This is a genomic window from Alteromonas aquimaris (genome assembly GCF_026183695.1).
GTDB lineage: Bacteria > Pseudomonadota > Gammaproteobacteria > Enterobacterales > Alteromonadaceae > Alteromonas > Alteromonas aquimaris.
Genome location: NZ_JAPFRD010000002.1, coordinates 207,497 through 220,920, shown reverse-complemented (window position 1 = coordinate 220,920; position 13,424 = coordinate 207,497). Strand labels below are relative to the sequence as shown.

General features: G+C 47.1%; 10 protein-coding genes. 1 reads left to right on the top strand and 9 read right to left on the bottom strand.

The genetic code is table 11. The annotated features are described in order from the left end of the window. Positions 1-13: 13 nt before the first annotated feature. The 5 genes from OPS25_RS01185 to gcvT form a co-directional block, all read right to left on the bottom strand. Positions 14-2,017, bottom strand: a complete 2,004-nt coding sequence (locus OPS25_RS01185) for a DNA phosphorothioation-associated putative methyltransferase (RefSeq protein WP_265615818.1) — start codon at positions 2,015-2,017, stop codon at positions 14-16. A gap of 6 nt (positions 2,018-2,023) precedes the next feature. Next, positions 2,024-2,584 carry a hypothetical protein gene (locus OPS25_RS01180; protein WP_265615817.1) on the bottom strand — a complete coding sequence of 187 codons (561 nt, stop codon included), beginning with the start codon at positions 2,582-2,584 and terminating at the stop codon, positions 2,024-2,026. A gap of 219 nt (positions 2,585-2,803) precedes the next feature. Then, a complete protein-coding gene (gcvP, locus tag OPS25_RS01175) occupies positions 2,804-5,701 on the bottom strand; it encodes an aminomethyl-transferring glycine dehydrogenase (protein WP_265615816.1) in 2,898 nt (965 codons plus the stop codon). A 94-nt stretch (positions 5,702-5,795) separates the two neighbouring features. Next, a complete protein-coding gene (gene gcvH, locus OPS25_RS01170) occupies positions 5,796-6,185 on the bottom strand; it encodes a glycine cleavage system protein GcvH (RefSeq protein WP_265615815.1) in 390 nt (129 codons plus the stop codon). 25 nt (positions 6,186-6,210) lie between these two features. Next, a complete protein-coding gene (gene gcvT, locus OPS25_RS01165; RefSeq protein WP_265615814.1) occupies positions 6,211-7,290 on the bottom strand; it encodes a glycine cleavage system aminomethyltransferase GcvT in 1,080 nt (359 codons plus the stop codon). A 141-nt stretch (positions 7,291-7,431) separates the two neighbouring features. Between gcvT and OPS25_RS01160 the strand changes: the two genes are divergently transcribed. Beyond that, positions 7,432-8,280, top strand: a complete 849-nt coding sequence (locus OPS25_RS01160; protein ID WP_265615813.1) for a LysR family transcriptional regulator — start codon at positions 7,432-7,434, stop codon at positions 8,278-8,280. Here OPS25_RS01160 and OPS25_RS01155 read toward each other — a convergent pair. From OPS25_RS01155 to pepP, 4 genes are all read right to left on the bottom strand, one after another. Then, the gene (locus tag OPS25_RS01155) at positions 8,277-9,566 is read right to left on the bottom strand and encodes a M24 family metallopeptidase (RefSeq protein ID WP_265615812.1); all 1,290 of its coding nucleotides are present in this window, start codon (positions 9,564-9,566) and stop codon (positions 8,277-8,279) included. The genes OPS25_RS01160 and OPS25_RS01155 overlap by 4 nt on opposite strands. A 162-nt stretch (positions 9,567-9,728) precedes the next feature. Beyond that, on the bottom strand, positions 9,729-10,901 hold the full coding sequence (locus tag OPS25_RS01150; protein WP_265615811.1) for an FAD-dependent monooxygenase: 1,173 nt from the start codon (positions 10,899-10,901) through the stop codon (positions 9,729-9,731). A gap of 27 nt (positions 10,902-10,928) precedes the next feature. After that, positions 10,929-12,098: an FAD-dependent monooxygenase gene (locus OPS25_RS01145; RefSeq protein ID WP_265615810.1), complete on the bottom strand. Its 1,170-nt coding sequence runs from the start codon at positions 12,096-12,098 to the stop codon at positions 10,929-10,931. Positions 12,099-12,104: 6 nt separating this feature from the next. Continuing rightward, positions 12,105-13,415, bottom strand: a complete 1,311-nt coding sequence (gene pepP / locus OPS25_RS01140; RefSeq protein ID WP_265615809.1) for a Xaa-Pro aminopeptidase — start codon at positions 13,413-13,415, stop codon at positions 12,105-12,107. Positions 13,416-13,424 lie beyond the last annotated feature (9 nt).

Here is a 13,424-nt window from a genome sequence, read left to right as displayed (position 1 = left end):
CCTAGCATTGCTCTCATACATTGAAAAGCCTGTAGCCTTTGATACGTTTTCCCAATTTTGACATTTTCATTATAAATTCAGCGCGGGCGATATGCTGCTCCCCGGTGCCGGGGACAACATTATGGTGTAAGAGTTTGAGGTCTAGTCGGCGCTGATGTTCAAAGTTTTCTTCAGTCTCTGCCATCAATTCATTTTTATTGGTCAGCGGTGGACGCTTTGCTTCGTTTATGTAATCAAAGTAGTCGATATCTTGTTCAGATAGCTTCACTTTTACGCGCTCCACAAGTGCAGGAATGGCTAACCCATCAAAGTTATCGTAAACCATGAAGGAAACCTTATTAGAAGTAAGATGAATCTTCACTACGTCTGCGCTTTCCCATTCGCCATAGTAGTACGCAGCAACACCAACGTAGATTCGCAACATCAATGGCAGATCATTTACATACTTTGACTGCAAAAGTAACGAGTGCTCCTTGTTGTAGATATAAGCAGGCAAATTGCGACAAGCTTCCCCAGCAGCTTCTATAAGCCTATCGGTGTCTGCAATTCTAAATAGTGCATTTTTAGCTAAGTCCCGTGCTTCACTAATGTTTACAAACAACGCTTTGATGTCTCGCTTCTTATCGTCAGGCATATATTGATATGGAGAACGTTTGTCAAAGCACTCCATTGCGAAGTCAGTAAGATAATCATCTCTTCTTCTGTTTTGCGAGTTAGTCAGTTCTTTCTGCTTTTCGTCATCAATGATTAAGTTGAAAAGCTTCTTTGGGCTACCAAAATACTCCGCGACTCTATCCCCCTCGTCTAGTTCTGTATCAACAGGTAGACGCCCTAGTTCGATAACCTTTTCCCAAAAGCGCTCCACCAGATCGTGATACTCCTCCAGCAAGTAAGCCGTTTTTGCCCCCCTCGAGACAAGTTGAGTCTTGGGAAGCCATGAAGTTTTCCTCTTGAATCTTGCAGATAAATAACGTTGCTCCTCTAACTTATCCTTGAAGACCATGAAAATTCCCGGTCCAGCTGAAATCGCCCTTTGCTCCAGACTTTCTTCGATAAAAAGCTGAAGTTCAGATTGAAAATAATACTTTTGAAACGTATTTCTAGATGTGAGCACACCGTCTTTGTATGGGGTATACTGTGCAAGTCGTGCTTCACTCATTAACATACAAGACACAATCAAAAATTTTTCGGCAAGTTCAAATGCCCTCTGGATAGCTCCTATTCGCTCCTCGAAATCTTCGATTACGTTGAGGACAAAACCTAAGTTAACAATATCGGCGCTATCGATATCATCATCTGGCCGAAAGTTTGGGTCCCACCCTGACGCACTTATTCCGTTTGATTGCAGCTCAGCGAGGTCGTCTCCAAGCCCACATCCATAATCAAAAACAGTATGACCTCCGTCTAAATAACCTTTTTTCTGTAACAACTTGAAAGGTGCGCTCAATCCCCTGCGTACAATTGCAGTTTTATGGCGATCAATCTTTTTATTCGAAGTGACTACTGCACTGTCCCTAAACAAGCGTCCATCAACCAGCGTGTATCCGTACTTTAGCAGCTTAGCTTCCCATCCTAGTTTAAATCCGATAGTTCGAGCGTTTTCATAAAGACCTGCTTGCTCCCCCTCCTGTGTAATGATAGAAAATTCGTCGTAAAGGGGATGTGATTCCAGTACCATCAGCTCTTTTCTATGAAGAATGGGCGGGTTATCTATGTCTTGATAATCATTAATTTTGTGATGCTTTTTTTCTAAATCTACAAATAGGCTCCTGTTGAGTTCAGGGTAAGCTTGGACTTCGAAGTTGGGATAGCACAGTAGTGAAAATTGAAATTCAGATTTAAAAAGTTTGGCAACATTCCATGGTAGGGTTGTTTGCTTTAGAGCTGCCAATATGCGGTCAAGAAATGCGCATAGAGCAGTGCCTTCAATCGCAGACCGATGAATATAAATTGCTTTTGGCGTTGACTTCCCGGTTGGTAGCGTCGTGATTAGTGCCTGAAAGCTCTCTAAATTCATCGCGAATTAAATCCAAACTTTGTCAAATGTTATTCCCGCACCTTTTTTTCCCGGATAGCGCCGTCCGTCAGAGGTTATTTCCATTATTTGGATGAATTGGTTCAATTCAGGTCCAAAACTAACATGTAGCGGTCTATCGACGCCGTAAAAGTACATACGGTCAAAACTCAGGTTTTGCGAAACCCAATTTGCCACTTGGTCCATTTTCGAGGCATGACTCTCTACGATAAAGTCACAAGCCGCACCTAATCTATTACAGAAGAAATTTCCTTCTGAATTGAGTTCATGTGCGGCATGCTGGTCAAGACTTGGAGCTATCCCTCTAGGATTTTTTTTCTTAATCTCCCTGAGCAAAATGGCCGACGTAAATCCATAAGTAATGCAAAATGCACCATACTGCTTTTCAATAGGCACAAGTATTGCTGATGACAAATCAGTAATTGCTTGTAAACTCTTATTTGAAGGTTCATTGCAAGAAACATTTGGATACTTAGAGGCATGCCAATCAATCACTCTCTGATTCAGTCGTCTAATTGTTTTTATATCTGATACTTGAATGTTCTTCATTTAATAAGCGCTGATATTCCAGTATTTTCATTTATCTAATATAGCTCATCTTTCAGCAGATCATTCTTCCGAAGTAAGAGCTTTCTTTAGCAAAAAGATACTGCTTTAGTTTTTTGAAATACAATAAAAAAGGGCCTTTCGACCCTTTTCACAAACTTCATTTACATCACAAACTTTATTTAAGCGACACAAACTTCATTCGAAACTCACATCAATTAATTATTCTTCAACATAACTCTCAATCGCAGGACAAGAGCACATGAGGTTACGGTCACCGAATACGTCATCGATACGGTTCACGCTTGGCCAGAACTTGTTGCGTGCCACTTCTGGTACCGGGTATGCCGCCAGGGTGCGGTCGTAGCTGCGGTTCCAATCGTTATCGCAGATGTCAGCCAGGGTGTGAGGTGCGTTGTGAAGTGGGTTGTCGGTGGCATCCCATTCGCCGCTTTCCACTTTCGCGATTTCTTTACGAATACTGATTAACGCGTTGATGAAGCGGTCCAGCTCGTATTTGGCTTCCGATTCAGTGGGTTCAATCATGAGTGTACCCGCTACCGGGAAGCTCATGGTAGGTGCGTGGAAACCGTAGTCGTTTAAGCGCTTCGCGATATCCACTTCTGAAACACCTGACGCTTCTTTTAATGGGCGCAAGTCAACGATACATTCGTGGGCTACACGGCCATTACGGCCTTTGTAAAGCACGTTGTAGTGCCCTTCAAGTGATTTGGCCACATAGTTAGCATTTAAAATTGCCACTTGGGTGGCTTTACGTAAGCCTTCCGAGCCCATCATTTTGATATACATGTAGCTGATTGGCAGAATGGATGCACTGCCCCATGGCGCAGCTGATACAGCACCACAGTCTTTTCCAGCTGTTTCAATATTCACTACGGTGTGATTTGGCAGGAATGGTGCTAAGTGTGATTTTACACCGATTGGTCCCATACCCGGGCCACCACCACCGTGTGGAATACAGAAGGTTTTGTGCAAATTAAGATGGGATACGTCAGAACCAATAAAGCCTGGTGCAGTAACCCCCACCTGCGCGTTCATGTTGGCCCCGTCCATATAAACCTGGCCGCCGTGGTCGTGCACGATGTCACAAATTTCACGGATGGTTTCTTCATAAACCCCATGCGTAGAAGGATAGGTGATCATGGCGCAGGACAAGTTATCCCCTACTTGCTCCGCCTTGGCGCGCAAGTCATTTAAGTCAACGTTTCCATTTTTATCGCAGGCAACCACTACCACTTTCATGCTAACCATTTGCGCAGACGCTGGGTTAGTGCCATGTGCAGAGCTTGGGATAAGACAAACGTTACGGTGACCTTCACCACGGCTTTCATGATAATTTTGAATCGCCAGTAAGCCTGCGTACTCACCTTGCGCACCGGAGTTTGGCTGCATGGAAAGCGCATCGTAACCGGTGATGTTGATCAGCCATTCACTCAGCTCGCTGATCATTTCCTGATAGCCACCAGCCTGATCCAGTGGTGCAAACGGGTGCAGCTGACCGAACTCAGGCCAGGTCACCGGGATCATTTCGGCTGTGGCATTTAATTTCATGGTGCACGAACCCAATGAAATCATTGAATGGTTAAGCGCTAAATCTTTATCTTCCAACGATTTGATGTAACGTAGCATCTCCGTTTCAGAGTGATACTGATTGAATACTTCATGCGTCAATATGTCACTGGTGCGCACCAGTTCCTGTGGAATAGACTTGCTACCTTGAGTAGTGACTTCTGCATCCAGCTTGTCCACGGTGAAGTCATGGTCATCGCCTAAGAAAACGGACAACAAGGTGTCAATATCATTACGCGTGGTGGTTTCATCTAATGCGACGCCGACCGCGCCGTCTAAATCCGCGCGCAGGTTTACGCCCGCTTCATAGGCTTTTTGCAACACAGCTTCTTTATCTTTCACTTCAACGGTGATGGTGTCAAACCAGGTGCTGTGGCGCAGAGCCATACCTTTGGTGGTAAGCGCTTTGGCCAGTATATCTGTTAACCGATGAATGCGCTGGGCGATAGTTTTTAACCCTTCGGGGCCGTGATATACCGCATAGAATGAAGCCATGTTGGCTAACAAAACCTGTGCCGTACAGATGTTTGAGTTCGCCTTTTCCCGGCGAATGTGTTGTTCGCGGGTTTGTAGCGCCATACGTAGCGCCGGGCGGCCGCGGGTATCTTTGCTCACCCCAATAATACGGCCTGGCAATGAACGCTTATATTCATCCCGTGTAGCGAAAAAGGCAGCATGTGGTCCACCGTATCCCATAGGTACGCCAAAACGTTGTGCACTCCCCAGTGCGACATCTGCGCCAAGTTCACCCGGTGATTTCAGCATAACCAGGCTCATTAAGTCAGCCGCTACTGCCACTACCCCTTTTTTCGCTTTCACCGCGGCGATTACATCAGTTAAATCTTTTACTTCACCCGTGGTGGATGGGTATTGCAGCAATGCACCAAACACATCGTGCTCAGCAGCGTCTTCAGCAGAACCTGTGACTACTTCAAAGCCGAACATCTCTGCGCGGGTTTCAACCACATCACGCGTCTGTGGATGCACGTCATTCGCGATGAAAAACAAATTCGACTTTTTGTTTTTCGACACGCGCTTGGCTAATGACATGGCTTCGGCAGCCGCCGTACCTTCGTCTAGTAATGATGCTGAAGCCAGCTCTAAGCCAGTTAAATCAATGGTCACCTGCTGGAAATTCAAGATTGCCTGCAAACGACCCTGCGCGATTTCAGGTTGGTATGGTGTGTAAGCAGTATACCAACCTGGGTTTTCCAGCACATTACGTAAAATTACATTGGGTACGTGTGTATCGTAATACCCCATACCAATAAAGGAACGGTTGATTTTGTTCTTACCCGCTACTTTTTTAAGCGCAGCAAGTGCTTCCACTTCGGTGGCACCTTCGCCCACTTCGATGGGTTTATCCAGTTGTATACCGGAGGGTACGGTTTGCTCCATCAAGTCATCAAGGGAGGAGGCACCAATGGCGTCCAACATCGCCTGAATTTCGTCTTCCCCTGGGCCGATATGACGACGAACAAAGGCATTTTTCTGCTCTAACTGAGCCAGCGTAAGAGATGAATTCGACATAAATAGTTAAGCACTTGCGTTGATTTAAAATACATGAAAGGGGCAAAAACACTGCCCCTTTCCAATTGATTAATCGCTGATCTTATAGATGCGATTAGTCTTCGTCGATGCTGTTCTCGTAAGCTTCTGCATCTAATAAACCGTCTACTTCTGACGGATCATCTGCTTTGATTTTGAACATCCAGCCATCACCGTACGGGTCAGAGTTAACCTGCTCTGGTGAATCTTCCAGCGCTTCGTTTACTTCAACGATTTCACCGCTGATAGGTGCATATACGTCAGAGGCTGCTTTTACTGATTCAGCTACAGCTACGTCTTCGCCAGCGTTTACCTGATCGCCCACGTCTGGCAATTCAACAAACACCATGTCACCAAGCAAATCTTGCGCATGCTCAGAAATACCAACAGTAAACACGCCATCGCCTTCAGGACGTACCCACTCGTGAGTTGATGCGTAGCGTAATTCAGATGGGATATTGCTCATAATAATTCCTGATATTAATTGTTAATTATAAAACGCTCTTACCATTGCGAACGAAACTGGGTTTAACCACTTTTACTGTAACCCACTTTTTGCGCATTTCCACTTCAACTGTTTCACCTACGCCAGCAGGGACCCGCGCCATGCCAATCGCGTGACCTAACGTAGGGGAAAACGTACCTGAGGTAATAACCCCTTCGCCATTGTCCGTACGCACTTTTTGACCGGCACGAAGAACCCCTTTTTCGGTCATGACCAGTCCGATTAATTTGTCCGTGCCCTCTTTGCGTTGCTGCTCCAAGGCTTTACGGCCAACAAAGTCGCGCTCGGCAGGTTCCCAGGTAATGGTCCAGCCCATATTTGCCGCTAATGGCGACACAGTTTCGTCCATGTCCTGGCCATATAAATTCATACCGGCTTCTAAACGTAAGGTATCACGCGCGCCTAAACCGCAGGGTTTTACGCCTGCATCCAGGAGTCCTTGCCAGAACTGCCCAGCGCGCTCTTTTGGCACCATAATCTCATAGCCGGCTTCACCAGTGTAACCTGTGGTGGCGATGAATAAATCTTCTGCCTGCACCCCAAAGAAAGGCTTCATACCGGCCACCGCTTCTTTTTGTGCATCGCTGAATAAAGTTGCCGCTTTTTCTTTGGCATTCGGGCCCTGCACTGCAATCATGGCAAATTCAGAACGCTCGGTAATGGTTACATCAAACCCTTCGGCTTTATCGCGCAACCAGTTCATGTCTTTTTCGCGGGTGGCAGAGTTCACCACCAAACGATAATTGGTGTCGTCAAAGTGATAAACGATTAAATCGTCAACCACCCCGCCGGTTTCATTCAGCATACCGCTATACAGTGCTTTGCCTTTGTCCTGTAGCTTGGCCACGTCGTTGGCTAACAAATAACGCAAATAGTCCTTGGCTTGGGCGCCGGTAACGTCAACGATGGTCATGTGCGATACATCGAACATGCCAGCGTCCTGGCGCACAGCGTGATGCTCTTCAATTTGTGAGCCATAGCTGATGGGCATATCCCAGCCGAAGAAATCGACCATTTTGGCGCCCGCTTCAATATGCTTGGCGTGCAGAGGCGTAGTATTAGACATGGGTATTTTTTTCACTTTTTGCTGAATAAAAATATGCGCTGAGTATAGGAGGAGATCAAACCGGCAACAAATTGAAAATTCTTATCATTACATTTAAAAATGTAATATATTACGCCGCATTCATCAGCAAAACTAATTACTATGAAACAACTCTCATTAGATAATTTGCGCACCTTTGTCAGTGTAATTGAGCAAGGCGGCTACGCTAAAGCCGGTGAATTTCTGGGGCGTTCGCAACCGGCGGTGAGTTTGCAAATAAAAAAACTGGAAGAGCAGATTGAGCGCAAATTGTTTACCAAAGTCGGTCAGCGCCACTTACCCAGCGTGGATGGAAACTGGTTGTATCCTAAAGCCAAAGCGATGCTGGAAATGAATGATGGTATTTTTAGAAGCTTGACCCCTGCACCGTTGAGTGGTCGCTTACGCCTGGGCATTCCTAACGAATTTGCATCAACGTTATTACCTGGATTAATCGGTGAATTTTCTGCGCGTTATCCCGATGTTGTGTTGGAGGTGACCTCTGCCTTAAGCCGGGAACTGTTGCACGAAGCCAAGCGGCACAGCTTTGACTTGATCCTGGCGCTGGTCAACCCCAACGAGCCTACCGAAGGCGAAGTGGTCATTGAAGATGATGTGGTATGGGTAAGTGACAGCTTCCGCCCGTTTGTAGACAACCCTATTTCGCTGGTTCTGGCTCCTGATGGTTGCATGTATCGAAGCCGTGTTATAGATGCACTAAAACAACAAACCAAAGCCTGGAAAATCGCCTATACCAATGCCGATTTAACCGGCTTGGCAGCGGCGATTAACCAGGGTTTGGGTATCACCGCCCTAGCCCGTTCAAGTATTCCATCCACGTTATCCCCAATAGCACATCCCAGTTTGCCGGTGTTGGGGAAAGTCAACATTTGCCTGTTCAATCAGGACACCCAACATCCTGTGGTCAGTAAAACCCTGGCCGAGTTCATCACCACTCGCCTGAAAGCTTAAATCGCTAACGGAAGTAGCTTACCAACTGGTTTGTCTAATGCTTCAGGCGGCTCAGTAAACCAGTGTGCTTTCTCTGCGCCCATGTAAAGGCAATCTTCCAAGCGCACGCCAAATTCGCCAGGCAGATAAATACCAGGCTCATTAGACAAGCACATACCTTTGGCCAACGGTGTGGTTTCGTTGCGCACAAAATTGATTTTCTCATGTCCTTCCATGCCAATACCGTGGCCTAAACGATGAGACAAACCGGGAAGTTTATAATCGGGTCCGAACCCTTGTGTGGCATACATCTTACGAACCGTGCTGTCCACTTTTCCAGCCGGGGTCCCCACCTGTGCGGTTTCAAATGCAAGTTGCTGCCCCTGTCGCACTAAATTCCACACCTGTTTTTGTTTTGCACTGGCTTCGCCATACACAAACGTACGGGAAATATCAGATTGATAACCATGCACGTTACAGCCGCAATCCATTAATACAATTGAACCTTCTTTGATGGTTTGGGCCTGACGTGTACCATGTGGATAGGCACTCGCTTCGTTAAACAGCGCCATCCCCCATACGCCGGCACCGCCCAGTTGTTGCTGCGCTTCGCTCATTAGCCCTTTAACGTGCTGCTGCTCCATCCCTTTCTCGAGTTGCTTCCAGACATGCTCATAAGCAGTTAAGGTGATTTCGTTCGCTTTGTGCATTAACCGCAATTCATGTGCACTTTTAATCAAACGGCAAGCAAGGGTTACCGGTTCGGCACTGGTGTGTTGAAAATTGTTCAGTGCTTTCATTACGCCATCCAGCACAAAGTAACGCACCGTGCTTTCAAACCCGATTTTGCCATGCTTGATCTTTCGATCATTAAGAATGTTCTTTACCAGTGAAAACGGATTCTCATGTTCCTGCCATACCCGCACATCATTCCCTACAGAAAGAGTTTCACGCACGCTGGGTTCTTCGAAAAATGGGGTGATAACTGCTATTTCCCCTTCTCGCGGAATGATCAGTGCGGTTAACCTTTCACTGCGCCACCACTGAATGCCGGCAAAATAGTCCATACTTGCGCCTGGCTCAATAATGATGGCCGCGATATTCTGCTTCTGCATAATTGATTGCGCTTTGGAAATGCGTTCACGCCTCTCATCGACTGATATTGGCTGAACGTTGCCGAGTATGTTCGACAGGCCAGCTGTCGACGCAGATTGCTTGTTTTGCGCCACAGCCAGTTGACCAAAAGATAACGCGCCCAGTGCGGTAACCCCAAGCCCGGACGCTTTTAAGAAAGCACGCTTATCCATGTAAACTACTTATTTTAAGTTGTTGAATAGGCTCATAATGAAAGGTCAAAAGCAAATTTGCAAATGAATATATCTCATCTTCTGTTCGCTTCATCTTAAGGCTGGCAGACCGGTGTGGAACTGCCCAAGCGAGACTCTTTATCAATTGGCAGCCATGAGTGCTTAAAAAGCTGAGGCTTCTGTCATCCATTGTTGTTTAAACAGGGAAAGTTTATCTGTCATCACCAGGCCAGTGCCGCGAAGCAGCTTTTTAACGGGATCATTGCCGCTGAATAAAGTTTGGAACCCACTCATGGCCGCTATCATCTTGGTGGCCTGCGTTTTGCGTTCCCGCTCGAAAGGGCGCAGGTAACGTAAGCGAGAATAATCTTTGCCTTTAAGCTGCAATTGGAAAATGGTTTTCGCCAGGGAGAACGCGTCTTCCATACCTAAGTTCGCCCCCTGTCCGGCTAACGGGTGAATAGTATGCGCGGCATCACCAATGATCACCGCGCCGTCCATTGCCCAGGTTCGAGCACACTGCATGGTTAATGGAAAATGAGCGATATCGCTTTCCACCTGCAACACACCTAACACTGAATCACTGGCAGCAGTGAGCTGATTAGCAAAATCGGATTTATCAAGCTGAAGAAGTTGTTCTGCAACGTGTGTATCCTGTGACCACACCACTGAACACACTTGCTCGTGGTAGGTGGGCAACAACGCCAGTGGCCCGGTGGGCGTGAATACTTGTCGTGCAGTGGCTCCATGAGGCTGCGCTGTGCGTACGTTGGCCACCAGCGCGAGTTGACCATAATCATGAAAGGTGATGGGAAACTGACAATGTTTGCGCACAAACGAGTTTGCACCATCGGCGCCGACTAATAACTTACAGGCAATCACCTCATCATTATCCAGCATCAACATGGATTCTTGCTGTCCAGACAAAATCTTATTGATTTTAGCGTTGACTCGATGAATTTTTGAATGTGTTGCAAGGTAACTGGCCAGCCCGTTAATTAAGACCTGATTTTCAATGATAGTGCCTAAGGCGGGGCGTGCGGTATCGGTACAATCAAAACTTATCTGGCCAAAACTGTCTTTGTCCCATACGTGCATGTGGGTAAAATCACCTCGCCGACTTGCATCGACATGCTGCCACGCACCCAGCGTATTCAATGTGTCTATGTGTGACTGATTAACGGCGCTCACCCTTAGTCCCATCTGCTCGGGTAAAGGTTGAGTAACAGCACCGTCGTTTATTAATGCCACCGACACATCGCCCTGAGTAAGAGCACATGCCAGCGATAACCCGACGATCCCCCCACCGACAATCGCAATATCAACCTTTTGCATATTTACCCTTTCCTGAAGAAATCAAGATTAATTCAATCCTGTCGTTTGTCTGACGAAGTGTGATTGCAACACATGACTTGCATGCATGCTTAATAAACCAAGGTTGCGTGCTGCCTGCAGTGGGCGCAACTGATTGGAAAACAGGGTTACTAACGAGTCGGTGAGACCTATGGTGGTTAAGCGGTCTGCTTTGCGAGCGGTTTGATACGCATGCAGTGCATCGAATTGGCCAGGATCAGGCACCGATTTTATTGCATTCACCAGGGCTACTGCATCACGGACCCCAAGGTTAAACCCCTGTCCGGCAATGGGATGTAAGGTTTGCGCAGCATTGCCAACCACTACGCTACGATGACGCCGCAAGGTATCGGCTTGTCGTAACGCCAGTGGAAACGCATCTTTTTTGCCAACCGTTAAAATGCGTCCTTTTCGATAGCCAAACGCTTTTTGCAACTGTGCTATAAACTGACTATCAGATAAATTAAGAAGATGATCGGCCTGCTCCTGAGCCAAGGTCCACACCACCGAATATTCATGTTGTGAATCATTTTGAGACGATGAGGTAAATGGCAGAAAAGCCAACGGCCCAGTTGCGGTAAAGCGCTCAAACGCCATGTTTTGGTGGGTTTGTGACATCTTCACGTTAAAGATGATTGCCGTTTGCCGGTAGCTCGTTTCTTGATAATGATAACCTAAAGCAGTCGATACGGAGGACCGCCCTCCATCAGCCAGTATCACCAGTTTACCGTTGAGGGGCGCCTGGTCTTCCAACACTAGCTGGTGCCCATCCTGCGTCGTTACAATATCTGTAACCGTTGCAGATACGCGCTGAATTCTGGAATTTTTCACAGAGGAGTATAAAACTTCACCTAAGCGCTGTAGCGCAACGACATCGCCAAAGGCGGCCAAGCCAAATTTCTCAGCATTTAGCTCGCAATACCCTGCAGCACCTTTATCGGTGACTTCTATCTGCTTTATCGGCACCGATTCTGGTAAGGATACGCCCCATCGCGTCAGTTCATCGACCGAGCGTCTGGCTAACGCAATCACCCGCGCGTCAAAGTCCACCGGACGCTTTGCGTTAACATCAAGCTTGTTATCAATTATCGCGACTGAAAAGTCTGTTTGCTCTAACAGGCCTTTTGCCACTGTCAGCCCGACTATGCCCCCACCGATGATAATGATATCCGCATTCATTCTACGCTACTTTCTCATCAGGTCTTCAATAGCTGCGATGGTTTTGGGTACGTCAGCGGTAATGACTTCCGCGCCCTCTGCAGTAATTACAATATTATCTTCAATACGCACACCAATGCCGCGATAGATTTCTGGAACGCTTGTATGGGCAGGTAAATACAGCCCAGGTTCGATGGTTAACACCATGCCCGGTTTTAAGGGTCTATCTTCACCTTCGAGTTTGTATGCGCCCACATCATGTACATCCAGTCCTAAGTAATGTCCCAGCCCATGCATGTAAAATGCGCGATAAGCCTGGTTCTCCAGATTGTCTGCCACCGTGCCGTTTAATATCTGTAATTCAATTAACCCTTCAACCAATATTCGGCTGCTTACATCATTCGCCTGGGCAAGTGTCACACCTGGTTTCAGCATTGCAATTGCCGCTTCCTGTGCCCGCAATACAATTTCATATACTTGGGCCTGGGCGTCGGTAAACTTCCCGTTCACCGGGAAGGTACGGGTAATATCTGCGGCGTAGCCTTGATATTCCGCTCCTGCATCTATCAATACTAAAGTGCCGTCATCAACCGGATCAGCGTTCTCAGTGTAGTGCAAGATACAGGCGTTTTCACCGCTACCCACAATGGTGCCATAGGCAGGATAATGCGCCCCAGCCATCGCTATCTGATGATGAATTTCTGCTGCCAGTTGGTATTCATAACACCCGGCATGAGCGAATTTCATCGCCCGGCAATGGGCTTCGCTGGTCATTTTCGCCGCGGCTTTCATGGTCGCGATTTCTGCGGCAGATTTAAATAAACGCATTTCATCCAGAAACGGACGCGGATCACTTAAATGTGTGGGCACGGCATATTTACGCGGATTGCTGCGCAAGCGCCCCAAACTCGCCATTAACTGTTGTTCTGCCCAGTCTTCTTCGCCTAGGGCGAAGAAAACATGGTCATGGCCATCTAACCATTCGTCGAGCACAGTCGCCAGTTGATCCGATTCATAGGCCTCATCCAGGTTAAACTGAATAAGGGCCTGTTGTGCGCCTAATCGCCGACCGTGCCACACTTCTTCATGTTTGTCTTTAGCTTGACAGACCATGGCACGGTAGCTGGAAGGATACCGGGAATGATTAGACAATAACAACACGCTATTGGGCTCTGAAAATCCGGTTAGATACCAAAAATAGCTGTTCTGACGAAACTTGTACTCGGTGTCCCGGCTGCGGGTGACCAGGTTGGCGGATGGAATAATACACACGCTGTTTTCAGGACACTGTGCAAGCAACCTGTCCTGACGAGAAGTAAATTCCTGTTGGGTAATCACGTATTGACC